Source organism: Tessaracoccus sp. SD287 (assembly GCF_017355265.1).
Lineage (GTDB): Bacteria > Actinomycetota > Actinomycetes > Propionibacteriales > Propionibacteriaceae > Aestuariimicrobium.
This window is the reverse complement of the sequence record NZ_JADIJQ010000001.1, coordinates 207243-232001: the sequence shown is the minus strand read 5'-3', so window position 1 is coordinate 232001 and position 24759 is coordinate 207243. Positions and strand designations below refer to the sequence as shown.

Annotated in this window: 28 protein-coding genes; 26 read left to right on the top strand and 2 right to left on the bottom strand. The window is 69.9% G+C overall.

The window, feature by feature from the left end:
- The 10 genes from IPV09_RS01100 to recN form a co-directional block, all read left to right on the top strand.
- On the top strand, positions 1-343 hold a 343-nt coding region (locus IPV09_RS01100), incomplete at its 5' end, for a hypothetical protein (protein WP_207473019.1).
- An 11-nt stretch (positions 344-354) separates the two neighbouring features.
- Positions 355-1296, top strand: coding sequence for a hypothetical protein (locus IPV09_RS01095; protein WP_370590169.1), 942 nt, complete (start codon positions 355-357; stop codon positions 1294-1296).
- Complete coding sequence (locus IPV09_RS01090) at positions 1293-2279, top strand: HAD-IIA family hydrolase (protein WP_207473017.1); 987 nt, start codon at positions 1293-1295, stop codon at positions 2277-2279. The genes IPV09_RS01095 and IPV09_RS01090 overlap by 4 nt, the downstream gene beginning before the upstream one ends.
- A 73-nt stretch (positions 2280-2352) precedes the next feature.
- On the top strand, positions 2353-2958 hold the full coding sequence (locus IPV09_RS01085) for a biotin transporter BioY (protein ID WP_207473015.1): 606 nt from the start codon (positions 2353-2355) through the stop codon (positions 2956-2958).
- Positions 2959-2964: 6 nt separating this feature from the next.
- Complete coding sequence (locus IPV09_RS01080) at positions 2965-3669, top strand: energy-coupling factor ABC transporter ATP-binding protein (RefSeq protein ID WP_370590168.1); 705 nt, start codon at positions 2965-2967, stop codon at positions 3667-3669.
- Positions 3666-4298 carry an energy-coupling factor transporter transmembrane protein EcfT gene (locus IPV09_RS01075; RefSeq protein ID WP_207473014.1) on the top strand — a complete coding sequence of 211 codons (633 nt, stop codon included), beginning with the start codon at positions 3666-3668 and terminating at the stop codon, positions 4296-4298. Before IPV09_RS01080 ends, IPV09_RS01075 begins: the two co-directional genes overlap by 4 nt.
- 9 nt (positions 4299-4307) lie before the next feature.
- Entirely contained in the window at positions 4308-4526 is a 219-nt protein-coding gene (locus IPV09_RS01070; RefSeq protein ID WP_207473013.1) for a hypothetical protein, read from the top strand.
- Positions 4526-5296: a TlyA family RNA methyltransferase gene (locus tag IPV09_RS01065; RefSeq protein WP_207473012.1), complete on the top strand. Its 771-nt coding sequence runs from the start codon at positions 4526-4528 to the stop codon at positions 5294-5296. The genes IPV09_RS01070 and IPV09_RS01065 overlap by 1 nt, the downstream gene beginning before the upstream one ends.
- A gap of 40 nt (positions 5297-5336) precedes the next feature.
- Entirely contained in the window at positions 5337-6305 is a 969-nt protein-coding gene (locus IPV09_RS01060; protein ID WP_207473011.1) for an NAD kinase, read from the top strand.
- A 3-nt stretch (positions 6306-6308) separates the two neighbouring features.
- Complete coding sequence (gene recN, locus IPV09_RS01055) at positions 6309-8033, top strand: DNA repair protein RecN (protein ID WP_207473010.1); 1725 nt, start codon at positions 6309-6311, stop codon at positions 8031-8033.
- Here the strand turns inward: recN and IPV09_RS01050 are convergent.
- Positions 8006-9061, bottom strand: a complete 1056-nt coding sequence (locus IPV09_RS01050; protein ID WP_207473009.1) for an ATP-dependent DNA ligase — start codon at positions 9059-9061, stop codon at positions 8006-8008. The genes recN and IPV09_RS01050 overlap by 28 nt on opposite strands.
- Positions 9062-9163: 102 nt before the next feature.
- Here IPV09_RS01050 and IPV09_RS01045 point away from each other — a divergent pair, with 102 nt between their 5' ends.
- From IPV09_RS01045 to IPV09_RS01000, 10 genes are all read left to right on the top strand, one after another.
- Positions 9164-10879 carry a CTP synthase gene (locus IPV09_RS01045; protein ID WP_207473008.1) on the top strand — a complete coding sequence of 572 codons (1716 nt, stop codon included), beginning with the start codon at positions 9164-9166 and terminating at the stop codon, positions 10877-10879.
- A 20-nt stretch (positions 10880-10899) separates the two neighbouring features.
- Complete coding sequence (locus IPV09_RS01040; RefSeq protein ID WP_207473058.1) at positions 10900-11526, top strand: NUDIX hydrolase; 627 nt, start codon at positions 10900-10902, stop codon at positions 11524-11526.
- The gene (locus IPV09_RS01035; protein WP_207473007.1) at positions 11501-12463 is read left to right on the top strand and encodes a site-specific tyrosine recombinase XerD; all 963 of its coding nucleotides are present in this window, start codon (positions 11501-11503) and stop codon (positions 12461-12463) included. The genes IPV09_RS01040 and IPV09_RS01035 overlap by 26 nt, the downstream gene beginning before the upstream one ends.
- 117 nt (positions 12464-12580) lie before the next feature.
- Entirely contained in the window at positions 12581-13552 is a 972-nt protein-coding gene (locus tag IPV09_RS01030; RefSeq protein WP_370590171.1) for a ParA family protein, read from the top strand.
- Entirely contained in the window at positions 13537-13965 is a 429-nt protein-coding gene (locus tag IPV09_RS01025; protein WP_207473006.1) for a hypothetical protein, read from the top strand. Before IPV09_RS01030 ends, IPV09_RS01025 begins: the two co-directional genes overlap by 16 nt.
- The gene (locus IPV09_RS01020) at positions 13965-14795 is read left to right on the top strand and encodes a ScpA family protein (protein WP_207473005.1); all 831 of its coding nucleotides are present in this window, start codon (positions 13965-13967) and stop codon (positions 14793-14795) included. The genes IPV09_RS01025 and IPV09_RS01020 overlap by 1 nt, the downstream gene beginning before the upstream one ends.
- Positions 14792-15502, top strand: a complete 711-nt coding sequence (locus tag IPV09_RS01015) for an SMC-Scp complex subunit ScpB (RefSeq protein WP_370590167.1) — start codon at positions 14792-14794, stop codon at positions 15500-15502. Before IPV09_RS01020 ends, IPV09_RS01015 begins: the two co-directional genes overlap by 4 nt.
- The gene (locus tag IPV09_RS01010) at positions 15492-16406 is read left to right on the top strand and encodes a pseudouridine synthase (RefSeq protein WP_207473004.1); all 915 of its coding nucleotides are present in this window, start codon (positions 15492-15494) and stop codon (positions 16404-16406) included. Before IPV09_RS01015 ends, IPV09_RS01010 begins: the two co-directional genes overlap by 11 nt.
- A 69-nt stretch (positions 16407-16475) precedes the next feature.
- Positions 16476-17951 carry a proteasome accessory factor PafA2 family protein gene (locus IPV09_RS01005; RefSeq protein ID WP_242681070.1) on the top strand — a complete coding sequence of 492 codons (1476 nt, stop codon included), beginning with the start codon at positions 16476-16478 and terminating at the stop codon, positions 17949-17951.
- 48 nt (positions 17952-17999) lie between these two features.
- Positions 18000-19067 (top strand): FKBP-type peptidyl-prolyl cis-trans isomerase, encoded by a 1068-nt coding sequence (locus IPV09_RS01000; protein WP_207473001.1) that lies wholly within the window; start codon positions 18000-18002, stop codon positions 19065-19067.
- A gap of 38 nt (positions 19068-19105) precedes the next feature.
- Here the strand turns inward: IPV09_RS01000 and gluQRS are convergent, their stop codons facing one another.
- Positions 19106-19966 (bottom strand): tRNA glutamyl-Q(34) synthetase GluQRS, encoded by an 861-nt coding sequence (gene gluQRS / locus IPV09_RS00995; RefSeq protein WP_370590166.1) that lies wholly within the window; start codon positions 19964-19966, stop codon positions 19106-19108.
- Between the two features lie 146 nt (positions 19967-20112).
- On the opposite strand from gluQRS, the gene IPV09_RS00990 reads away from it, so the two are divergent.
- The 6 genes from IPV09_RS00990 to IPV09_RS00965 all read left to right on the top strand — a co-directional run bounded on the left by IPV09_RS00990 (position 20113) and on the right by IPV09_RS00965 (position 24623).
- Positions 20113-21138, top strand: a complete 1026-nt coding sequence (locus tag IPV09_RS00990) for a YafY family protein (protein ID WP_207472999.1) — start codon at positions 20113-20115, stop codon at positions 21136-21138.
- Positions 21135-22118, top strand: a complete 984-nt coding sequence (locus tag IPV09_RS00985) for a YafY family protein (protein WP_207472998.1) — start codon at positions 21135-21137, stop codon at positions 22116-22118. The genes IPV09_RS00990 and IPV09_RS00985 overlap by 4 nt, the downstream gene beginning before the upstream one ends.
- Positions 22119-22128: 10 nt before the next feature.
- Complete coding sequence (locus IPV09_RS00980) at positions 22129-22380, top strand: hypothetical protein (protein ID WP_207472997.1); 252 nt, start codon at positions 22129-22131, stop codon at positions 22378-22380.
- 131 nt (positions 22381-22511) lie between these two features.
- Positions 22512-22769: a twin-arginine translocase TatA/TatE family subunit gene (gene tatA, locus IPV09_RS14385; protein ID WP_207472995.1), complete on the top strand. Its 258-nt coding sequence runs from the start codon at positions 22512-22514 to the stop codon at positions 22767-22769.
- Positions 22770-22788: 19 nt separating this feature from the next.
- The gene (tatC, locus tag IPV09_RS00970; RefSeq protein WP_207472993.1) at positions 22789-23661 is read left to right on the top strand and encodes a twin-arginine translocase subunit TatC; all 873 of its coding nucleotides are present in this window, start codon (positions 22789-22791) and stop codon (positions 23659-23661) included.
- Positions 23661-24623 carry a diacylglycerol kinase family protein gene (locus IPV09_RS00965; RefSeq protein WP_242681029.1) on the top strand — a complete coding sequence of 321 codons (963 nt, stop codon included), beginning with the start codon at positions 23661-23663 and terminating at the stop codon, positions 24621-24623. Before tatC ends, IPV09_RS00965 begins: the two co-directional genes overlap by 1 nt.
- Positions 24624-24759: the final 136 nt, after the last annotated feature.

Genomic DNA, 24759 nt, shown 5'->3' with positions numbered 1-24759 from the left:
TCCGGTGGCTTCCGCGGTCGTGACGAGCGTCCCGGTGGCTTCCGTGGCGGCGACGGCCGTGGCCGTGATGATCGTCCCGGCGGCTTCCGTGGCGGCGACGGCCGTGGCCGTGATGATCGTCCCGGCGGCTTCCGTGGCGGTGAGAATCGTGGTCGTGATGATCGTTCCGGTGGCTTCCGCGGTCGTGACGAGCGTCCAGGCGGCTTCCGTGGTGGCGACAGCCGTGGTCGTGATGATCGTGCGGGTGGTTTCCGTGGCGGCGACGGCCGTGGTCGCGATGATCGCTCGGCTGGTTTCCGTGGGGACGACCGTCGGGAGCGTTTCGGCGACGAACCCGAACTGACCCGCGAGGAAGTGCGCGAACTCCAGCGGTCCCAGCGCCCGGGGCTGCAGCGCAAGGCCAACGAGCCGGACACGCCGGCTGACTTCGACGAGAAGACGTTGCCGCGCCCGGTCCGGGCGGAACTGCGGGGCCTGCCCAAGGACTTGGCCAACATCGTCGGCGCACACCTGGCCATGGCGGGGGAGTTGATGGACGAGGATCCCGAGCTGGCGCTGGCCCACGCCCAAGCAGCTCGGCGTCGCGCCGCCCGCCTGCCCGTCGTCCGGGAGGCGACCGCCGAGGCGGCCTACAACGCCGGTGACTGGTCGACCGCGCTGAGCGAGTACAGGGCGCTGTACCGGATGTCGGGAAGCGGGGACTACCTGCCCGTCATGGCCGACTGTGAGCGCGCCCTCGGCAAACCACGCGAGGCCCTCAAACTGGCCCGTGACGCGGCTCGGCTGGAACTCGACCCGGCCATGCAACTCGAGATGACCATCGTCGAGGCAGGCGCTCGTGCCGACCTGGGCCAGGCCGATGAGGCCTTGCGTCTGCTCCAGGCTGCGATCACCTCACGCCAGGGACCCAAGGAGGCGCGTGCCCGGCTGCACTACGCCGCCGGCGACCTGCTCGAACAGCGCGGACTCACCGACGCAGCGATCGAGCAGTTCTCGACGGCCGCGGGCCTGGACACCGAGGAAGTGCTGGACGCCCCGATGCGGTTGGCACGTCTGGGAGCCGGTTCGGAAACCGGCCAGGAGTACGACGTCGACATCATTGCCATGGGTGACGACGACGAGGACGAGGACGGGCCGGTCGCCGACGAGTCCGACGAGGACGACGAGGACGAGGACGAGCCGGTCGCCGACGAGTCCGACGAGGAAGACACCACCGGGCAGGACGAACCCGCCCAGGACACCGCCACCGCCGACGAGGACATCCCGCTCGGGGATGCAGACAAGGACGAAGAATGAGCCTCATTGACAACTACGACGCCGGACTCTTCGACCTGGACGGGGTCATCTACCTCGGTCCCGAAGTCATTCCCGGCGCCGCCGAGGCCATCACCGAACTGCGCCAGCGCCACATCCGCGTCGGCTTCGTGACCAACAATGCCGCCCGCGCCCCGAAGTCGGTCGCCGAGCACCTCACCGAACTCGGGGTCGAGGCTGACGAGGCCGACGTCGTGGCCAGCTCGCAGGCGGTCGCCCGCCTGATGGCCAGCCAACTGCCCGAGGGTGCCCCGGTGCTGGTGGTGGGCACCCGCGCCCTCGCTGACCAAGTCACGGCGGTCGGTCTGGCCGTGGTCAACTCCAGCGCCGACAACCCCATGGCGGTGGTCCAGGGCTACGACCCCAACATGACGTGGCCACGCCTTGAGGACGCCGGCCACGCCATCCAGCATGGAGCAGTCTGGTTCGTCAGCAATACCGACGCCAACCGCCCCACCAACAAGGGTCTGGTGCCCGGCGCCGGCCCCATGGTGGACGTGGTGGGCAGCGTGGTCGACGTCGAACCCATCATTGCCGGCAAGCCGTACCCCCCACTGATGAACGAGACCGTCCTGCGTCTCGGTGCGAAGCACCCGCTGTTCGTCGGCGACCGCATCGACACCGACATCATGGGCGCAGCCGGGGTCGGCATGGACTCCCTGTTCGTCTTCACCGGTGCCCACGGCAAACAGGACCTCCTCGAGGCCCCCGACCATGGTCGCCCCACCCACATCGGTCACGACCTGGGGGCGATGCTCGCACCGACCCGCGAGGCCGACGTGAGCGGTGACACGGCGGTCGTCGGTGAGGTCACGGCCACCATCGTCGACGGCGTCGTCACCCTCGACCGTGTCCCGGCTGACCGTGACGGTCAACTGGACGCCCTGTGGGCAGTGCTGCAGCTGGTCTGGCAGCGCGACGCGGACGGCCGGGCGGCGATCGACCAGCTCGACCAGGTCGGCTGACCGGCGGCACCGCTCGGTGAGCCGGCAGCTATAGTCGAGCCCGCCACCATGTCAGTGTTCTGAAGGAGTTCCCATGCCCACAGCGAAGCGTTCGTCCATCATGGACCTGGCATTCATCGCCGTCTTTGCCGCACTCATCGCCGCCTTCTCGTTGGCCCCAGCGGTGCCACTGCCCGGCAACGCCGTGCCCATCACCCTGCAGACCCTGGCCGTCGCGCTCACCGCCATGATCATCGGCCCTTGGCGGGGGGCGGCAGCGACCCTGCTCTACCTGGTGGTCGGTTTCGCCGGGCTGCCGGTCTTCGCCCAGGGGGCCTCGACCATCGCGGTCCTGGCCAAGCCGTCGGCCGGATACCTGATTGCGTTCCCGCTGTACGCGGTCGTCGTCGGGCTGCTCTCGGCCGTGGCACTGCGACGCACGAACTGGCTGCGCCCGACGCTGCTGGTGGTGGCCGGACTGGTCGGCAGCTTCCTGGTGATCCACCCGCTGGGCATCCTGGGCATGGCCCGCAACATCCCCACCACCCTGGAGCGGGCCGTCACCCTCGACCTCGCCTTCTGGCCCGGCGACCTGGTCAAGACCGTGGTCGCCGCCCTGATCGCCACGGCCGTCCACAAGGCCTTCCCCGCACTGCGGGCACACCGTCGCCCCGTGACGGCCACCACCAGGGCTGCCTGACCCCTCGTGATCGTCCTGCACCGGGCCGGTCTGCAGGTCGAGGTGGCCCACGGCAGCGGACTGGCCCCACGGACCATCCTGGAACCGACGTCCCTGGAGCTCGGCGAGCACCGGGTCGCATTGATCGGTGCCAACGGGTCGGGCAAGTCGACCCTGCTGCGGATGCTCAACGGGCTCACCATCCCCACCAGCGGCAGCGTCCGGGTCGACGGCCACGACACGGCCACCGACGGGGCCGCGGTGCGGCGCAGGGTCGGCTTCGTCTTCACCGACCCGCTGCACCAGTTGGTCATGTCCACCCCCGCCGACGACGTCGAACTCAGCCTGCGTCGCGTCATCCGCAACCGCCGGGATCGCCGGGCCAGGGCCGCGGAACTGCTGGAGCGCCGCGGTCTGGGCCAGGTCGCCCAGACCTCCATCTACGACCTGTCCGGCGGCGAGCGCCAACTGGTGTCCCTGACCGCCGTCCTGGCCGTGGACCCCTCCATCGTCGTCGCCGACGAGCCCACCACCTTGCTGGACCTGCGCAACCGGCTGCAGGTCATCGACGCCCTGATGGGCCTGGAGCAGCAGGTGGTGCTGGCCACCCATGACCTTGACTTCGCCGCCCACGCCGAACGGGTGCTGATGATCGACCAGGGCCGGGTGGTCGCCGACGGCGCCCCCGCCGAGGTCGTCGCCCACTACCGGACGGTGATGGAACGACGATGAAGGCCCACCACCAACTGTTCGGCCTCTACACCCCGACCGGATCGGCCGTGCACCGGCTGCCTGCCGGGGTGAAGTTCGCCATCCTCACCCTGACCACCCTGCCCGCGGTGCTGTTCCGCGACCCATGGCTGTCCCTGGCCCTGGTGGTCGTGGCGGTGGGGCTGCTGGTCGCCAGCAAGATCCCCTGGCGCCGCAGCCTGGCGGTGCGTCCGCTGTTCTGGGTGGTCACCCTGATGATCGTCGCCTACCCGCTGCTGTTCGGCAGCCCCGTTGACGCGCTGGTCACCGGCGCCAACATCGTGGGTGCCTTCTACCTGGGGCGGCTGATCACCATGACCACCCCGGCCATGGACCTGGTCGACGTCCTGGTGACGCTGGCCCGGCCGCTGGACTGGGTCGGCCTCAGCGCCGAGAAGTTCGGGCTGGCCGTCATGGTCATGCTGAGGTCGGTGCCCTACCTGGTCGACAGCTTCAGCAGGGTGGGTGAGTCGGCCCGTGCCCGCGGCATCGAGCGCAACCTGTTCGCCCGGGTGACACCGGTGGTGGTGGACGCGGTCGCCTACGCCACCAGGACCGGCGAGGCGATGGTCGCCCGTGGCCTGGGCGATGACCCGCGCCCCAGCCCGTAAACTCGCCCCATGACCACCCCCGAGCAGGACGTCGAAACTCCGGCCCCCACCACCGGCCACCCGGTCGTCGATGCCGCGCTCACCGAGTTCGGCACCGTGCGCGACCATCCCCCCACCGAGCAGCACGCCAGGATCAGCGCCGTCGTCGAGGTGCTTGCCTCGGTCCTGGAGCACCGACACGACCAGACGCCGACACCACCGCGGCCGGGCCTGCCGGGACCCCGCTGATGCCGAAGCCTGGACGCCGCCTCGACCTGGAACTCGTCGCCCGGGGCCTGGCCACCTCACGCAACATCGCCCAACGGCTGGTCGCCGACCAGCAGGTGCTGCTCAACGGGGAACCCGCCACCCGTACGTCGACGCCGGTCGGCCCCGACGACCTGCTCGAGGTCATCGTGGCCCAGCAATGGGTCTCGCGCGCCGCGCTGAAACTCATCGGCATCCTCGACGAGATCGACCCCGAGAACACCTTGTTCGCCGACGCCCCCGTCGTGCTGGACGCCGGCGCCTCCACCGGCGGGTTCACCCAGGTCTGCCTGCACCGCGGGGCCGGCCGGGTGCACGCCATCGACGTGGGTCACGACCAACTCGACGCAGGCCTGCGCGCCGACCCCCGCGTCCACGCCCTGGACGGCTTCAACCTGCGGGCGCTGACGCCGGCCGACCTGCCCGAACTGGTGGACCTGGTCGTCTGCGACGTCTCGTTCATCTCGGTACGGATGCTGCTCGGGCCGGTGCTGTCGGTGCTCAAACCTGCGGGTCGGGCCCTGGTCATGGTCAAACCACAGTTCGAGGTCGGACGCAGCCGGCTCGGCGCCGGAGGCGTCGTCACCGACCCCGCCGTCCGGGACGAGGTCGTCCAGGCCGTGCGTGATGACGCCGCCGCACTCGGCTGGGCCAGCAGCGAACCGCGTCCGGCGGCGATCACCGGCAGCGCCGGCAACCAGGAGTTCTTCCTGGTGCTGCAGCGGGCCGACGGCGTCGGGGTCGGGGGCTAGGGTGTCAGTGCACCCGTCACCGAGCGCACCAGGAGATGAGATGGGCAACCGCCGCATTGCCGTCATGATCCACCCCATCCGTGAGGAAGCGCTCCACACCGCCGCCGAGTTCATCCGACGCATGGTCGAGTTCGGTGTGGACAGCATCGTGCTGCCCGAACAGGTGGAGCAGTGCACCCGGGCGCTGCCCGACCTGGTGGCAGCCGGCCACGTGCGGGCCGGCACCGACCTGTCGGCCGACGGCGTCGAACTGGTCGTCGTCTTTGGCGGCGACGGCACGATCCTGCGCGCCGCGGAATGGGCCAACGAGCCCGAGGTGCCCCTGCTGGGCGTCAATCTGGGCCACGTCGGCTTCCTCGCCGAACTCGACTCCTCCGACGTCGAACACCTGGTGACCCACGTCCTGGCACGCAGCTACGACGTCGAGGAACGCCTCACCCTGGCGGTCACCGTGCACGACCAGAGCGGCCAGCAGTTGTGGGAGTCGTTCGCCATCAACGAGGTCTCGCTCGAGAAGGCGTCACGGGAACGCATGCTGGAGGTGCTGGCCCACATCGACGAGCGCCCCATCAGCCGCTGGGCGGGGGACGGGGTGCTGGTCAGCACCCCGACCGGGTCGACGGCCTACGCGTTCAGCGCCGGGGGACCGGTGATGTGGCCCGACGTCGCGGCCATCGAACTGGTCCCGCTGTCCGCCCACGCCCTGTTCGCCCGCCCCATGGTGCTCAGCCCCAACTCGCGCGTCGACCTCGACATCCTGTCCCAGAACCTTGGCGCTGCCGTGCTGTGGTGCGACGGACGCCGCACCTTCGACGCCCACCCCGGCCACCGGGTCACCGTCGTGCGCGGCCACCATCCGCTGCGCCTGGCCCGCCTCACCGAGCAGCCGTTCACCACCCGGTTGGTGAAGAAGTTCAACCTGACCATTGACGGCTGGCGCCCGCCCCAGCAGCGCCACCCCCAGCAGGAAGCGGCTGCCACGAGCGGTCCGGCGCAGCCGGAGGCCTGAGTCGTGCTGCGTGAACTGCGCATCCAGAACCTGGGCGTGATCGCCGACGCCACGCTCAGCCTGGGCCCCGGCATGACCGCACTGACCGGCGAGACCGGCGCCGGGAAGACCATGGTCACCAGCGGGCTGGGACTGCTGCTGGGCGAACGCGCCGACTCGGGGGTGGTGCGCCACGGCAGCGACCGGGCCCTGGTCGAGGGACGTTTCGACGACGTGGACGAACAGGCCGTCGAGGACCGAGGCGGCGCACTCGACGACGGGGAACTGCTGGCCAGCCGTCAGATCAGCGCGGCCGGTCGCTCCCGGGCCTTCGTCGGCGGTGCCCAGACCACCCTGGCCGGGCTCAGCGCCGTCACCACCGAACTGGCCACCATCCACGGCCAGTCAGGGCAGGTTCGGCTGGCCAGCACCGAACGCCAGCGCGACGTCCTCGACCGTGCCTGCGGACCCGAGCACCTGGCCCGGGTGGCCGACCACCGCCGACTCCACGACCAGCGACGTGCCGTCCTGGCCGAGCTCGACGAACTCACCACCCGCGCCCAGGAACGTGCCCGGGAGGCCGGCCTGCTGCGCCTCGGCCTCGACGAGATCGCCGCCGTCGACCCCCACCCGGGCGAGGATCAGGCCCTGGCCACCGAGGCCGCCCGCCTGACCTCCCTGGACGAACTGCAGACACTGTCCCAGGAGGCCTCGATGCTCCTGTCCGGCAGCGAGGACCCCGCCAGTGACGACGTCGGGGCCGTGGGTCTGGTGGGCCGGGCCCGACGCGCCGTCGACTCACTGGCCGGGCTGGACCCCACCGCGGCCGAGTTGCTGGTGCGGGCCACCGAGATGGGCCACCAGCTCAACGACCTGGCCGCCGACATCGCCTCCTACCGGGCCGACCTGGACGCCGACCCGGCCCGGCTCGACCAGGTCCTGCAGCGTCAGTCCGAGGTGTCCGGACTCACTCGCAAGTACGGTTCAACGATCACCGAGGTGCTGGCCTGGGCCGCCCAGTCCGCCGTGCGCCTGGACGAGCTCGAGGGCTCCGACGAGCGCATCGAACAGCTCCGGACCCAGGTGGTCGACCTCACCGCCCGCTTGGACGCCTCGGCGGCGCAGATCACGGCAGCCCGGAAGGCCGGGGCCCAGCACCTGTCCGACGCGGTCCACGCCGAACTGGCTGCCCTGGCCATGCGCCACGCCCGCATCCAGTTCGCCCTGGTGCCCACCGACGAGGTGGGCCCGCACGGCGCCGAAGCGGTGCAGCTGCTGTTCGCCGCGAACGCGGGCAGCCCGCCGGCGCCGCTGGGCAAGGTGGCCTCGGGCGGCGAGTTGTCCCGCGTCCGGCTGGCGCTGGAGGTGGTGCTGGCCGGTGAGGGACAGGGACACACCTTCGTCTTCGACGAGGTGGACGCCGGCATCGGCGGTGCCGTGGCCCTGGAGGTGGGCCGACGGCTGGCCCGGTTGGCCGAACATGCCCAGGTGCTGGTGGTCACGCACCTGGCCCAGGTCGCCGCCTTCGCCGACGCCCAGTTCGTGGTGCTCAAGCAGTCCGACGGTGAGGTCACCTCCAGTGGCGTCGCCGAGGTCACCGGGGCAGCCCGTGAGGCCGAGCTGGCCCGCATGATGGGCGGCATGGAACACACCACCAGCGCCCAGGAACACGCCCGGGAGCTGCTCGCGACGGCGCTGGAGGCCCGCCAGCCCCGCTCAGCTCATTCGAGCATGGTGGCCAGGTCGTAGGCCGAGTCGACGTTCAACTGGTCGAGTCGGCATGACCGGGGATCCCGGTCCACCCGCCGCCGCCGGAACTTCGCCGGGTGCCGGAACTGGTTGCCCTCGAGCTGGTCGAACTCCACCTCGACCACCATCAACGGCTGCAGGGCCACCAGGGAGTGGGCGCTCATCGCCGTCCCCGCCCCCGGGAGCCCATGCAGCACCGGGGCGTCGGCGGCAGCCAGTTCCAGCGGACGCAGTTCCTCGGCCAGGTCGATGCGCTGCTGGTCGCTGAGGGCGTTGACCATCCCGACGTAGTGCAGCGACTCGTTCCCGGGGCCGTACATCGCCAGCACCAGGTGCCCCACCCCGCGGTAGCGCGGGGTGCGGCGGTAGCCGACGACGATGGCTTCGGCGGTGCGGGCATGCTTGACCTTCAACCAGCTGCGTCGTCCGTACTCGTAGACACCGGCAGCATCCTTGACCACCAGGCCATCCAGGCCGGAACCCTCAAAGCTGTCGAACCAGCCGCGGGCCACCTCGGCGTCGTGGGTCTGTGACGTCAGGTGCAGCCCCACGCCGGGGGCCACCTTGGTGAACAGTTCCTCCAACACGCGGCGCCGCGCGGCGAACGTCTGCTGGCGCAGGTCCTTGTCGTCGAGTGCCAACACGTCGAAGGCGACCATCTCGGCCGGCATCTGCTCAGCCATCCGTGCCACCCGACGCAGCGAGGGGTGCACCCGGCTGCTGAGCGCGTCCCAGTCGAGGTGCTGGGCGCCCATGGGCCCGTTGGGGACGATGATCTCGGTGTCGACGGCGCACCGTTCGGGCAGCGAGTCACGGACGTACTCGACGATCTCGGGAAAGTACGAGGTCAGCGACTTGTTCATCCGGCTGGTCAGCTCGATCTGGTCGCCGTCACGCAACACGATGCAACGGAAGCCGTCCCACTTGGGTTCGTAGAGATAACCGGCTGGTACCGCATCCGCCGCTGGGATCTCGCCAATGAGTCGTGCCAGCATCGGTGCGACTGGCACATCAATGGGCAGTTGCATGCCCCCAGTCTTTCATGTTTGCTGAACAGGTCTTGCCGTCGGCCGTTCGCCCTGCGCGAGGCGGGTCAGCGGCGAACCGAATTTGGCATAGGATGGCAGCCCGTGGGCAACGCGAAGGTAACCAAGCATCTATTCGTCACGGGCGGCGTCGTCTCGTCCCTCGGCAAGGGCCTGACCGCCTCCAGCCTCGGCAACCTGCTGGTCGCCCGGGGACTGAGGGTGAGCATGCAGAAGCTCGACCCGTACCTGAATGTCGATCCGGGCACGATGAACCCGTTCCAGCACGGTGAGGTCTTCGTCACCGAGGACGGCGCAGAGACCGACCTCGACATCGGCCACTACGAGCGCTTCCTGGACGTCAACCTCGACGGGGCGGCCAATGTCACCACCGGCAAGGTCTACTCGACGGTCATCGCCAAGGAACGCCGCGGCGACTACCTCGGCGACACGGTCCAGGTCATTCCGCACATCACCAACGAGATCAAGGAACGCATGCTCGCTGTCGGCGGGCCGGGCGTCGACCTGGTCATCCACGAGGTCGGTGGCACCGTCGGTGACATCGAGTCCTTGCCCTTCCTGGAGGCCGCACGCCAGGTCCGCCACGAGGTGGGACGCGACAACGTCTTCTTCCTGCACGTCTCCCTCGTGCCCTACATCGGCCCCTCGGGGGAGATGAAGACCAAGCCCACCCAGCACTCGGTGGCCAAACTGCGTGAGGTCGGCATCACCCCCGACGCCATCGTCTGCCGCGCGAACCGCGAGCTCGGCGAGGGCATCAAGCGCAAGATCGCGATGAGTTGTGACGTCGACGAGGAGGCGGTGGTGGCCTGCATCGACGCCCCCTCGATCTATGCCATCCCGCGGGTGCTGCACGACGAGGGCCTGGACGCCTACGTGGTGCGACGCCTCAGCCTGAAGTTCCGCGACGTCGACTGGACCAAGTGGAACCAACTGCTCGACAGCGTCGAGAACCCGACCGAAGAGGTCACCATCGCCCTGGTGGGCAAGTACATCGACCTGCCCGACGCCTACCTGTCGGTGACCGAGGCGTTGCGTGCCGGTGGCTTCGCCAACAAGGCCAAGGTCAACCTCCGCTGGGTCGCCTCCGACACCTGCGAGACCCCCGAGGGTGCCCTGGAGCAGTTGGGCGACGTCGACGGCATCTGCGTGCCGGGCGGGTTCGGCATCCGCGGCGTCGAGGGCAAGCTGGGTGCCCTCACCTTCGCCCGGCAGAACCAGATCCCGACGCTGGGGCTGTGCCTGGGCCTGCAATGCATGGTCATCGAAGCCGCCCGCAACCTGGCCGGCATCCCGGACGCGGCCTCCACCGAGTTCGAGCCCGAGACCGGCTCACCGGTCATTGCCACCATGGAGGAGCAGCAGCAGATCGTCCAGGGTGAGGGTGACCTGGGCGGCTCGATGCGGCTCGGTTCCTACCCGGCCGAACTGGTGCGCGGTTCGGTGGTCGCCCGCGCCTACGGCAGGACCAAGGTCGAGGAGCGCCACCGCCACCGCTACGAGGTCAACAACAGCTACCGCGAGGTGCTCGAGAAGGCGGGGCTGGTCATCTCCGGCACCTCGCCCGATCGCAACCTGGTGGAGTTCGTCGAACTGCCACGTGAGGTCCACCCCTACTACGTCGCCACCCAGGCCCACCCCGAGCTGAAGTCGCGCCCCACCCGTCCGCACCCGCTGTTCCAGGGGCTGGTCGCGGCGGCGCTGGCCCGAGCCCAGGCGAACCGGCTGCCGGTCGACGTCGACGGCAACCCGGTGGCTGCCGAGGCCGGGACCGAGGCCGAGGGCCCGGACCAGCCGTGAGCGCCCCCACCGACCAGCCGATGGCCTGGCCCGTCGCCTCCAGCGAGGTGCTGGCCCGGGGCCGGGTGTGCCACTTCATCCAGGAGTCGGTGGTGCCGCCCAGCGGTGAACCCTTCAGCCGCCAGTTCATCTCGCACCCGGGCGCCGTCGGCATCATCGCCGTCGACGCCCAGGACCGGGTGGCCGTGGTGCACCAGTACCGCCACCCCGTCGGCCTGGAACTCGTCGAACCGCCCGCGGGGCTGCTCGACGTCGATGGGGAGGACTTCCTGGTCGCCGCCCAGCGGGAACTCGCCGAGGAGGCGCAGCTGCAGGCCGCGCAGTGGCACGTCCTGGTCGACCTGTGCACCAGTCCGGGCGGCTCCGAGGAATCGGCACGCGTCTACCTGGCCACCGACCTGTCCCCGGCGTCCCACCCCGACGGCTTCGTGCTGGAGGACGAGGAAGCACACATGCAGACCAGCTGGGTGCCCTTCGACGACCTGGTCGACGGGGTGCTGCAGGGCCGACTGCAGTCGCCGCTGCTGGTCGCCGGCGTGATGGCGCTGGCCGCCGCCCGCGGTACCGGACGCCTCGAGCAGCTGCGTCGACCGGACGCCCCCTGGCCGGTGCGTGAGGTCCATGCCCGGCAGCGACGCTCCCGCTGAGACGCCCCGCCCGCTGACCCGGGTGGTGGAGGACTACCTGGACCACCTCGGCGTCGAGAGGGGACTGTCGGCCAACACGTTGGCCTCCTACCGGCGCGACCTGCAGCGCTACCTGGGGTTCCTGCACGCCCGCGGCATCACCTCGATCGCTGAGGTGACCCGCCCGGACGTGACCGCCTTCGCTGCGGACCTCGCCGCGCCTGCGGGGGACGGGCAGACGCTGGCCAAGTCGTCGATCGGACGCGCCATCGTCGCGGTCCGCGGATTCCACCGATTCACCACCGCCGAGGGCATCACCACCCTTGACCCCGCCCTGGAGATCTCACCGCCGCGGCTCGGCACCCGACTGCCGAAGGCCCTGGACCTGGACCAGGTGCAGGCCCTGCTCGCCACCCCGGACCCGACGACCATCGAGGGGTTGCGTGACGCGGCCCTGTTGGAGGTGCTCTACGGCACCGGCGCCCGCATCAGTGAGGTCTGCGCCCTGGACGTCGACGAGGTGGCCCGCAGCATCGCCGACCCCCAGGCCGGGCTGCGGCTGCTCGGCAAGGGCAACAAGCAGCGCGTCGTCCCCCTGGGCAGCTATGCCCGCGACGCCCTGGACGCCTGGCTGGTGCGCGGACGACCCCAGTGGCAGACCCGGGCACGGACACCGGGACCGGCGCTGCTGCTCAACACCCGCGGCAATCGCCTCTCACGGCAGAGCGCCTGGGCCGTCGTCCAGCAGGCGGCCCGACGGGCCCGGATCGGCGTCGAGGTCTCACCACACAGCCTGCGCCACAGTTTCGCGACGCACCTGCTCGACGGCGGCGCCGACATCCGGGTCGTCCAGGAACTACTGGGCCATGCCTCGGTCACCACCACCCAGATCTACACCCTGGTCACGGTGCAGCACCTGCGCGAGGTCTACCTGGAGGCCCACCCGCGGGCGCGCTGAGGCCTGCTGCCCGGCGGTGCGCCGGTCACACTAGACTTCGGTGAGCGATACGCAACCGAAGGGATCGACGTGGCTGAGACCCAGCAGGAACGCAATGGCGGGCGGACCGATGCCCCGCTGCTCAACGGCGAGGACCACCATCGGGTCACCGACGTCGGCGCGGGGCCTGACCCGGACGCCCTGTTCGCGGTTGCCGGGCCACCCGGGGTGACCACCTCGGCCAGCGACCAGGGTCTGGGCCACGACGAGATCGGCCCCACGGGGCGTCCCTTCCCCCGCCTGCCCGAACCCACCCCGCCGGGGCCGGGACCCACCCGGGCCGTCATCATCGCGATGACCAACCAGAAGGGCGGGGTCGGCAAGACCACGACCACCATCAACCTGGGCGCCGCACTCGCCGAGACCGGGCGCAAGGTGCTGCTGGTCGACTTCGACCCGCAGGGATCCTTGTCGGTGGGCCTGGGCGTCAACCCGCACACCCTGGAGCGCAGCATCTACAACCTGCTGCTCAGCAAGCAGTACACCCCCGACGAGGTGGTCGTCGAGACCGTCGTCGACGGACTGGACCTGCTGCCAAGCAACATCGACCTGTCCGCGGCCGAGGTCCAGTTGGTCAGCGAAGTGGCCCGTGAGCAGACCCTGAAGCGGGTGCTCGACAAGCTCAAGGGCTCCTACGACTACATCCTGATCGACTGCGCGCCCTCACTGGGGCTGCTGACGGTCAACGCCCTGACCGCCGCCGACCAGGTGCTGATCCCGTTGGAGTGCGAGTTCTTCGCCCTGCGCGGCGTCGCCCTGCTGACCGACACCATCGAAAAGGTCACCGATCGCCTCAACCCCGACCTGGAACTGCTGGGGATTGTCGGCACCATGTACGACGCCCGCACCCTGCACTCCCGCGAGGTGCTCGAGCGGGTCGTCCAGGCCTTCGGCGAAAAGGTCTTCCACACCGTGATCCGGCGCACCATCAAGTTCCCCGAGACCACCGTCGCCGGTGAACCGATCACCACCTACGCCAGCGCCTCGCCCGGCGCCCACGCCTACCGCTCGCTCGCCCGGGAGGTGCTTGCCCGATGCCACGTCGGGTGAGCCTGCCCGGGGCCTCGGAGCTGTTCCGCCGCACCGAGGCACCGCCGTCGGTGCAGCCGGGTGCCGCCCCGCCCCCCAGTGCCGACGACCGGCCCGCGTCGCGACAGTCCACACCGACCGCTGAACCCCCCACCGCTGAACCGCTGACCGCTGGGACACCGACCGCTGGAACACCGACGGCCCCGACCGAAGCCGTCCACACCGGACGCGTCCGCCACGACGAGAAGATGACCGTCTACGTCAGCGCCACCGAACTGGTCGCCCTGGAACAGGCGCGGCTGACCCTGCGCGCCGAACACGGCCTCAAGGCCGACCGTGGACGCATCGTGCGCGCCGCGGTCGCGATGGCCCTGGCCGACCTGGCCGAGCACGGCTCCGACGGGGAACTGGCCCGCCGGCTGCGGACGCCGTGATGTCCAGGGCTGCTGCGGCTGCCGTCCCCGACGCTGTCGACGCCCCCGCTGGTTTCACCGTGCGACTGGACAACTTCGAGGGCCCCTTCGATCTGCTGCTGCAATTGATCAGCAAGCACAAGCTGGACGTCACCGAGGTTTCGCTGTCGACGGTCACCGACGAGTTCATCGCCTACATCGCCGTCGGTGCCACCGCCTGGGACCTGGAGCAGACCTCGTCGTTCCTGCTGGTGGCGGCCACCCTGCTCGACCTGAAGACCGCCCGACTGCTGCCCTCGGGAGAGGTCGACGACCTGGAGGACCTGGCCCTGCTGGAGGCCCGCGACCTGCTGTTCGCACGGCTGCTGCAGTACCGCGCCTTCAAGACGGTCTCGGGTCACGTCGCGGCCAGACTGGGGGAGGAGTCCGCCCGATTCGCCCGCCCCGGCGGGCTCGAGGCGCAATTCGCCGCGCTCGTCCCCGACGTCACCCTGCCCCCGGCGGGACGGTTGGCCACGATCCTCGCCCGGCTGTTGGCCCCGCAGCAGGCCGCCGAGGTATCCCTGACCCACCTGCACGGGGGCACCGTCAACGTGAAGGAGCAGGCCCGACTGGTCGTGGCACGACTGCAGGCAGCCGGCACCCTGACCTTTCGGCGGCTCACCGCCGACGCCGACCGGGCCACCACGGTGGCCCGGTTCCTGGCCCTGCTGGAACTGTTCCGCGACGGCGCGGTCACCTTCGAGCAGCTGTCACCGTTGGGGGAGTTGACCCTGCGCTGGACCGGCTCGCACGACCAGTACGAGATCTCCGACGAATACGACCAGCCCGCCAGCCAGGAGAACCCGTGAGCCATCCCGAACAGCCCGAACCCCAGCAGGTCGAACCCGAACAGGTCGATCCCGTCGACCCGCAGCAGCTCACCGCACCCCTGGAGGCGCTGCTGCTGATGGTGACCGAACCCGTGCCGTCGGCCACCCTGGCCGAGGCACTGGAGGTGCCGGAGCAGCTGGTCGAGCAGGCCTGCCGACTGCTGGTCGACTTCTACGACCAGACCGGCCGCGGCTTCGAACTGCGCCACGTGGGCGGCGGCTGGCGGCTGTGGACCCGACCCGAACACGGCGAGCTGATCAGCCGCTGGGTGCTGGAGGGTCAGCAGTCCAAGCTCAGCCAGGCAGCCCTGGAGACGTTGTCGGTGATCGCCTACCTGCAGCCCATCTCACGCTCCCGGGTCTCGGCCGTACGCGGTGTCAACGTGGACGGCGTGGTGCGGACATTGCTGTCCCGCGGGCTGGTGGACGAGGCCCCGTCCCCGGAGCCGTCGGGTGCGATGCTGTTCCGCACCACCGACTACTTCCTGGAACGCATGGGGCTGGAATCGATCACCGACCTGCCCCCGCTGGCCCCGCACCTGCCCGACGCCGGTGAGCTCGAAGCCGAACTTGCGCGTATGGTTGAGGTTTCGCCCGGCGAGCAAGCAGACGCCGCAGCTGCACCGGCTGGTGACCAGCACGAGGCCGGCACCACCACCCCTGAGGAGAACCACGATGAGCACTGACCACCACCAGGACCCGCAGGTGGACGACGTCGTGCCGGCCGAGGAGACCGAGAACGACGACCTCGCCCCCAGCGATGACGCGCCCGTTGGTGACTCCGCCCCCGTTGATGATGGGGAGTCCGACGACGACTACGTCTCCGACGTGCCGGCCGACTACCAGGCCGACGAGCAGCCCGAGCAGCCCAAGATCCGGCTGCAGAAGGTGCTCGCCCAGGCGGGTATCGCCTCGCGGCGCGCCTCGGAAATCCTCATCGACCAGGGCCGCATCGAGGTCAACGGCCGCATCGTCACCGTCCAGGGCATGCGGGTCGACCCGGCCCGGGACACCATCCGCGTGGACGGCCAGCGCATCCCCCCGGCGCGCCACCACCTGTACTTCGTGCTCAACAAGCCCCGCGGCGTGGTCTCCACCATGGACGACCCCCTGGGCCGGGTCACCCTGACCCGCTACATGGATCGCCAGAAGGAGCGCCTGTTCCACGTCGGGCGCCTCGACACCGACACCGAGGGGCTGATCCTGCTGACCAATGACGGCGAGTTCGCCCACCGGATGGCCCACCCCAGTTACCAGGTGTCGAAGTCCTACATGGCAGAGGTGCTCGGCGAGGTCTCCGACAAGACCATCCAGCGACTGTCCAAGGGCCTGCGCCTGGAGGACGGCCCGGTGCGACCCGACAAGGTCAAGCTGATGGACATGGCTGGCGGTCGCAGCCTGGTCAGGATCACCCTGCACGAGGGACGCAACCGCATCGTGCGTCGGATGATGGACGCCGTCGGACACCCGGTCGACAAGCTCACCCGCACCTCGATCGGCCCCGTCCGGCTCGGCAACATGCGTCCCGGCGAGTCGCGTCACCTCACCAAGGAAGAAATCGGCGCCCTGTTCGACCTCGTCAAGATGTGAGCTCGGCGCCCGCCGGCGGCGGATTCCCGTCCGCGCGGCGGCGTGGCTAGGCTGGGCGTCGTGGCACCCATGAGCAGAAGAGTCCGCGGTCTGGAGACCGAGTACGGGCTGGCGATGCAGGTCCTGCGCCAGCGCGAGGTAGCCGGCAGCACCGAGGAGATGTGGCGCCAGCTCAGCGCCGACGAGGCCGCCCAGCACCTGTTCCGTCCGCTGATGCGCAAGCAGGCCACCACCAATGCCTTTCTGAAGAACGGCGGGCGGCTCTACCTCGATGTCGGCTCGCACCCCGAGTACGCCACCCCCGAGTGTGACCGCATCCACGACCTGATCACCGCCGACCGTGCCGGTGACAGGATCGTGGACGACCTGGCCGAACGGGCACTCGCCGTGCTGACCGATGAGGGCATCACCGCCCGGCTGCAGTTGTACAAGAACAACACCGATTCGGCCGGCAACTCCTACGGCAGCCACGAGAACTACCAGGTCACCCGCGACCTGACCCTTGGCCAGTGGGTCGAGGCGTTGACACCCTTCCTGGTCGTCAGGCAACTGCTGTGCGGGGCAGGGAAGTGGGTCGTCGACAGCAGTGACGGCAAGGCCAAGGGCAAGCTGTGGCTGTCCCAGCGCGCCGCCCACCTGTGGGACCCTGTCTCCTCGACGACGACCAGGTCGCGTCCATTGGTGAACTCCCGCGACGAACCGCACGCGGACCCCCAACGCTACCGCCGCCTGCACGTCATGGCCGGCGACTCCAACCTGTCCCAGCCCACCCTGCTGCTGCGGATCGGCGCCACCGAACTGGTGCTGCGCGCCATCGAGGACGGTCACCGCTTCGAGCAGTGGGCCCTGGCCGACCCCACCGCGGCCATCCGTGAGGTGGCCCGCCACCGCGACGGACGCGCCCGGGTCGAACTGGCCAGCGGACGACTGGCGACGACCCTCGACATCCTGGAAGGCATTGGTGACCTGGTCGAGCCCTATGCCGACGACCAGGAACTGCGCGAGGCGCACGAACTGTGGCGCCAGGTGCTGGCGGCGGTCGCCGACCGCCAGCACTCCCGCATCGAACGGCTCATTGACTGGGCCATCAAGGAACACCTGCTGCTGCAGTACGCGCACCGTCACCAGCTGACCAACCAGGCCCCCCAGCTGGCCGAGATTGACCTGGCCTACCACGACATCCACCGTGGCGGCGATGCCCGGGCACGGGGGCTGTTCGCCCACGCCGAGGTCGCCGGGCACTGCAACCACCTGGTCGACCAGCTCGAGGTTGCCCGCGCCATGACCCACCCGGTGCCCACCACCCGCGCCCGACTGCGTGGCCGACTGATCAGCGCCGCCCGTGTGGCCCAGCGCGACTACACCACCGACTGGATGACCTTCACCTGCCGGGACCTGCCCGGCGGCACCCTGGTGATGCCCGACCCGTTGGTCAGCGACGACCCCCGCGTCGACGAGCTCATCGAGAGGATGGAGAACGAGCCCCGGCTCGACCGTTCCAGCTCCTTCACCGACCACCGCGCCGCCGGCAGCCCACCGGTCTGAGCCGGTTCGTGGTGGGGTCTCCACGTCGGGTAACCTGCACAGGTGCGCATGAACAAGTTGGACTCCTCCTCCATCCGTCGCCCTCGCCTGCGGGGCGTCGCGATCGTTGCTGCTGCCGTGGCGACCTCACTGGCCCTGGCAGCCTGCAGCGGCGACGCCGCCGATGATCCGACCACGGCCCCCACGAACACCAACGTGACGGCGACGGCAGTGCCCAGCCCCAGCGGTTCGGTCAGCGCGTCGGGTTCGGCCGCGCCCTCGGTGGCCGCCAGCACCGTCAGCAACCTGGACGCCATCGAGGTCGCCGGCGCATTCGGCAAGCAGCCCGCCGTGACGGGCAAGTGGCCCCTGGCCATCGCCAAGACCCAGGTCAAGGTGCTGAGCAAGGGAGACGGTCCGGTGGTCGCCAAGGGCGGCACCGTGCTGGTCAACTACACCGGCATCAATGCCCGCGACGGCAAGTCCTTTGACAGTTCCTGGAAGGAGGGGGTCGCCACCCCCGTCGCCTTTCCCCTCGACCAGGTGATCGCCGGTTTCCGGATCGGTCTGGAGGGCCAGAACATTGGCTCGCGCGTCGTCATCATGATGACCCCCGCCGACGGTTACGCCCAGGGCAACCCCCAGGCCGGGATCCTCGCCACCGACTCGCTGGTCTTCGTCGTCGACATTGTCTCTGCCCAGTTGGAGGGCCCCAGCGGCGCTGCGGTCACCCCGCCGGCGGGCCTGCCCACCGTGACCGACAACGGCGTGGGCAAGGCACCCACGATCACCATCGGCTCGGCCACCAAGCCCAGCGCCCTGGTCGTCCAGCCGCTCATCAAGGGCACCGGACCGGCAGTGAAGGCCACCGACGGCATCGTCGTGAACTACACCACCGTCGGCTGGAACGGTGAGGTGCTGGCCCAGAACTACGCCACCGGTCCCGAGACCGGCGCGCTGAACACGCTGATTCCGGGCTGGCAGAAGGGTCTGGTCAACCAGACCGTCGGCTCCCGCATCCTGCTGGTCGTCCCGCCGGCCGAGGCCTACCCCAAGGGCAATGCCACCCCGTCCATCCCGGCCGGTGAAACCCTGGTCTACGTGGTCGACATCCTGTTCGCCAGCGCCGGCAGCTGACCCAGAGCTGACCCCACGGCCTCACCCGCCCGGGGCGCTCAGCGCGTCAGGGTGGCGGCGTCCACCACCCACGGTTCGGCCGCCGCGCCCCACGCCTGCTGCGGCAACCCGAGGAGTTGGTCGTTGTCCAGCTCGGCGTCCAGCCCCAGGGAGGACAACAGCCACCCCCGCACCCGGCGGGCATCGCTGCCGCCGTCGGCCAGGTCGGCCAGGGTGACCGCGCCGTCCCGCTTGGCCAGCCGTGCCCCCTGAGGGTTCACCGCCATCCCGACATGCACGTACTCGGGCACCGGATAGCCCAACTGGTGGGCCAGCCACGCCTGCCGCGGTGACGAACTGAGCAGGTCGTCACCGCGCACCACCTGGCTGACCGACTGCAGCCCGTCATCGACCACCACCGCCAGGTTGTAGGCGGGCGTGCCGTCACCCCTCGCCACCACGAAGTCGTCGACCCGCCCGGTGACCTGACCGGCGAACCGGTCGGTGACCGTCATCGAGGCGCCGTGGGCCCGCACCCGCAGGGCGGCTGGCCGCTCCCGGCGCCGCCGCACCCGCTCAGCCTCCGACAGGTGGGCGCAGGTGCCCGGATAGGCACCCTGCGGGGTCGGCCCGTCGTGGGGCGCCTGGGACGCCTCGGCAATCTCACGCCGGGTGCAGTAGCACTCGTAGACCTCCAACTGAGCCAACGACTGCTGGTAGAGCCGGGTGCGCTCCGACTGGCGCACCACCGGGGGGCGCCAGTCCAGGCCGATCGCGGCCAGGTCGGCCAACTGGCGCCGGGCCACCGCTGGCGCCGCGGCCACCCGTTGCTGGTCGAGGTCCTCGACCCGGACCAGGAAGTCGAGCCCGTCGCGGCGCGCGAAGACCCACGCCAGCAGTGCCGTGCGCAGGTTGCCCACGTGCAGGTCCGACGTCGGACTGGGTGCAAACCGTCCCGCCACGCGGTCTCCCATCGGTTGAGGTGCTGCAGGGTGGCCCGCCACGCCGACAGGACCCCCGCTGATAGCCTCGCACCAGTATTCCGCTCGACGTCCAACGGAGGGACATGGCTGTGCCAGGCCAGAAGGCGAAGACCGTCCAGCGTGCCAAGGAGGGCAGGGGCAACACGCTGCGGCAGATGCACCTGCTGTTCATCCTGCAGTCGGTGCAGCAGCCGGTGTCGAAGGACCACCTGATGAGGCTGGTCGACGACTACAAGGACGCCAAGGACCCCGCCTCCGCCCACCGGATGTTCGAACGCGACAAGGCGTTCCTGCGCGACCTGGGGGTTGAGCTCGACGTCACCCGCATCGATGACCAGGAGCGCTACCTGGTCCGCTCCCGCGACTTCCTCCTGCCGGAGGTCGACTTCACCGCCGAGGAGCGCGGAGTGCTGGCCATCGCCCAACGGGTCTGGGGGGAGCAGTCGGTGGGCCAGCAGGCCCGCGGCGCCCTGGCCAAGCTCGCCGCCGCCGGCATCGAACTCGACGAGGACCCCGGCCGCGCCTTCCAACCCCACCTGGCCACCGACCCCAGCCTGGACGTCCTGTGGCGGGCCAACAGCGCCCGCCAGCGGGTGCGGTTCAGCTACCGATCCAGCGGCGGTGACCAGAGCGAACGTGACCTGGAACCGTGGCTGCTCGGCCAACGGGCCGGTGCCTGGTACGTGATCGGCCATGACCTGACCCGCCAGCAGCGTCGCACCTTCAAACTGGCCCGCATCGTCGGCACCCCGCAGGTCCACGGGACGCCCAACGCCTACCAGGTGCCCGCCGACCTCGACCCGGCCGCGCTGATGGCCTCGATCAGCCCCGAGCAGGGTCGCGAGCATGCCGTGGTCGCCGTCCGGGGGGAGTACGCCCCCTCGGTGCGCCGCCGCGGCCTGCCGACCACGCATCCCGGAACCCCCGACGGGTATGCCGCCTACGAAATCACCTACTCCCACGACCAGACCATCGTGGGCGAACTGGCCACCTTCGGTGCCGACGTGCTGGTGCTGGAGCCACCCCACCTGCGCCAGCTGATGGTTGCCCACCTGCGGCGCGTGGTCGAGGCCCACGGGGTGGCCGCAGCACCAGAGGAACGCCCATGAACGCCACCGACGACATCTCCCGGCTGTTCCGGATGATCCCCTGGCTGGCCGAGCGCCAGGGCGTCGCCGTCACCACCGCCGCCGCCGAGTTCGGGATCACCCCCCAACGCCTGATCCACGAACTGAGCACGTTGTGCGTGATCGGCTCCGACGTCGACGAGATCGCCCGCGGCAGCTATGAGTACCTGCTGGACTTCGACGTCGACGAGGCCGAGAACGGCCGGATCTTCGTCACCCCCTCGCGCTACGTCGCCCGCCCGCTGAGGCTGACCCAGGACGAGGCGCTCAGCCTGCTGGTGGCGCTGCGGTCGCTGCAGCACCTGGTCGACGACGAGTCGGCGGCCCACCTCGCCAGCGCCACCCAGAAACTGGAGGCCCTCACCGATGCCGACGCGGGCCACGTGGAGATCCAGGTGGACCACGGCACCGAGGACGTGCGCCACACGATCGCGGCAGCCATCAAGGACGCCGCCCAGCTCGAGATCGTCTACGACGGGGTGAACCGTGGCGTGACCACCCGTCCGACCATCGACCCGGTCGCGCTCATCGTCCGCAACGGCTCGGCCTACCTGCAGGCCTACAGCCACACCAGTGGGGGCTGGCGACTGTTCAAGGTGACCCGGATCGCCGAGGCCCGCCGTAGCGGCAAGCCGATCACCACCCTCGACACACCCCCCGAAGCCGACTGGGTCGACGCCGAGGACGTGGGCACCATCGAGGTGCACCTGGCCGCCGGTGCGGTGTACCTGCTGGAGTACGACCCCGTCCGCGAGTCCGGCGAGTTGGACGACCCGGTCTACCGGCGCTGGGCCCGGCTGCCGTTGGCCGACCACAGCTACCTCACCCACCGCCTGCTGCGGCTGGCCGACGACATCCGCCTCGTCGAACCCCACGCGGCCCAACGCGAGGCCGTCGCCATCGCCGAGGCTGCCCTGGCCCGCTACGAACAACTCGGCGACGCCGCCGGGGCCGGCCGCTAGGCTGGTTGCCATGATCTGGGTCTGGGTGTTCCTGGCGATCGCGGTCGCGGGACTGGTCGTGATGGTCAGCTACGGGGTGTGGCTGTTCCACAAGGCCGGCGACATCTACGCCGAGGTCACGATGCTGGGCCGACGCGCCGAGGAGCTCCACGCCCTGCTGGGCCAACTCGAGCTGAACCCGCAACCCCGCCGCGACGGTGCCGCCCTGGTGCCGGTCGTCGCGGCCCGCGAGGACGACCTGGAGGTCGCGCACAACGCTTGAGCAACGATCAGGGTGTGGCCGCCGACGCTCGACGCCGGTGGATAAGATGGACAGGCACGCGACCAGACGCAACGCGTAGGGTCTGATACATCTGGCCGGGACACGCTCGGCCACGAGCAAGGGAACACGACATGGGCGGCTTCGGCTGGCAGGAACTTCTGATCATTCTGGCTGTGGCGCTGCTGCTGTTCGGCGGCACCCGTCTGGCCGGCATTGGCAAGGCCTCGGGCCGCGCCATCCGCGAGTTCAAGGAAGAGACGCGCGACCTGAAGACCAGCGACAAGCCAGCCGAGGTGGCGACCAAGGAGGCGGCCGCGGACAAGGTCCTGGACGCCACCATCGTCGACGAGACCGTGACCCAGCCCGAGCACCACAAGCACCAGGCCTGAGCCGGGACGTTCCTGAGCCATGAGCGTCATCGAGAACGACACCGGTCGTCGACAGATCATTCCCGGCTGGCTGAAGCCGCCGGTCAATGACTCACCCGACGGCACGATGGCGCTGGTCGACCACCTGCGGGAGTTGCGCTACCGGGTGATCATGTCGTTCATCGCCTTCGTGGCGATCTTCATCGTCGCGCTGGTCATCGAGATGAACTGGCACTGGTTCTACGACGCGATCACCTACCCCTTGAACACGGCGAAGGCGGGTTACGAGGCCAGGACCGGCCAGGAGGTGCTGGTCACCACCGAAGGCATCATGGGCGGGTTCACCCTGGCCATGAAGATCGCGGCCATCGCCAGCCTGATCCTGACCTGCCCGGTGTGGATCTGGCACCTGTGGAAGTTCATCATGCCCGGGCTCCTCGAGAACGAGAAGAAGTACTCGACCCGGTTCATGGGCTCGGCGATCCCGCTGTTCCTGATGGGTGTGGCCATGGGCTTCCTGGTGATGCCCAAGGGATTCGAGGTCATGATGACCTTCAACCCGCCGGACACCACGCAGATCAACGAGATGAACGACTACCTCACCTTCGAGCTGCACATGCTGCTGATCTTCGGGCTCAGCTTCCTGCTGCCGGTGGTGCTGGTCGCGCTGAACCTGCTCGGCGTCGTCACCGGCAAACAACTCTCGAAGATGCGCACCGTCGCCATCTTCGTGTGCTTCGTCTTCGGCGCCATCGCCACCCCCAGCACCGACCCGTTCTCCATGTTGGCGCTGTCGCTGCCGATGGCCATCATGTACGTCATCGCCGAGGTCATCTGCCGCAGTCGTGACAAGCGGATGATCGCCGCGGGCCTGATGGTGGAACTCGACGACGAGGAAGATGCCAAGGCCTGATGGCACTGGGTCGCTTCGACGGCCCCACCATGACGGTGGTGGTCAACCCACGCGCCGGTCGCGGACGGGCAGGACGGATGCTCCCCAAGGTGGTGGCGGCCCTGGTCGCGGCGCGACCTGACACCCACCTGCACGTCCACCAGGCGACCAGTTTCGACGACGCCCGACTGCGCACCATCCAGGTGGTCGAACGGGCCCGGCCCCGTCAGGAGGAGGGCGCCACCGACTCGCTGGTCGTCATGGGCGGCGACGGTATGGCCCACCTGGGTGTCAACGCCTGCGCCGGCACCGACGTGAACCTGGGTGTCATCCCGGCCGGCACCGGCAATGACTTCTGCCGCGGCGTCGGCATCCCGGTGTCCGTGCCGGCCGCGACCGCCGTCGTCGCCGCCGGTCACAGCACCCGGGTCGACGTGAACCTGGCCTCCGGACGACTGGCCGACGGGGCCGAACGTCGCCATGTCGGCGGCACCGTCAGCACCGGCTACGACGCCAAGGTCAACCACCGCGCCAATGCCATCAGTCTGCCGCTGGGCCCGCTGGCCTACGGCTACGTGGCGCTCAGCGAACTGGCCACCTTTGAGCCGCTGAACTACCGGATCAGCATCGACGGCGACAGGTGGCAGTTGCCGGCGATGCTGGTCGGGGTCTCCAACAGCGCCTACTTCGGTGGCGGCATGCAGATCGCCCCTGGCGCCGACGTCACCGATGGGCTGCTCGACGTCACCATCATTCACCCCGTCAGCCGGGCCACCCTGTTGCGCCTGCTGCCCTCGCTGTACACCGGCAGGTTCGTCAAGGATCCTGCCGTCGAACAGCTCCGCGCGCGGGAGGTCGTCATTGACGGGGACGACATGTTCGCGATGGCCGACGGCGAACTGCTGGGCGAGGTGCCGATCACGGTGCGGGTCGAGCCCCTGCACCTGCACCTGTACCGCCCGGCCGGGGTGGCCCCGGCCTAGGCGCTCGGCGCGCACGCCAGCGTCGGGTGGGCGCGCCCACTAGTGTCGTTGACATGGCACATCCCGGCGACGAACCCCTCGACGACCTCGACCTCGATCGGGAACTGCAGCAACTGCTGGACCCCGCGACCCAGCC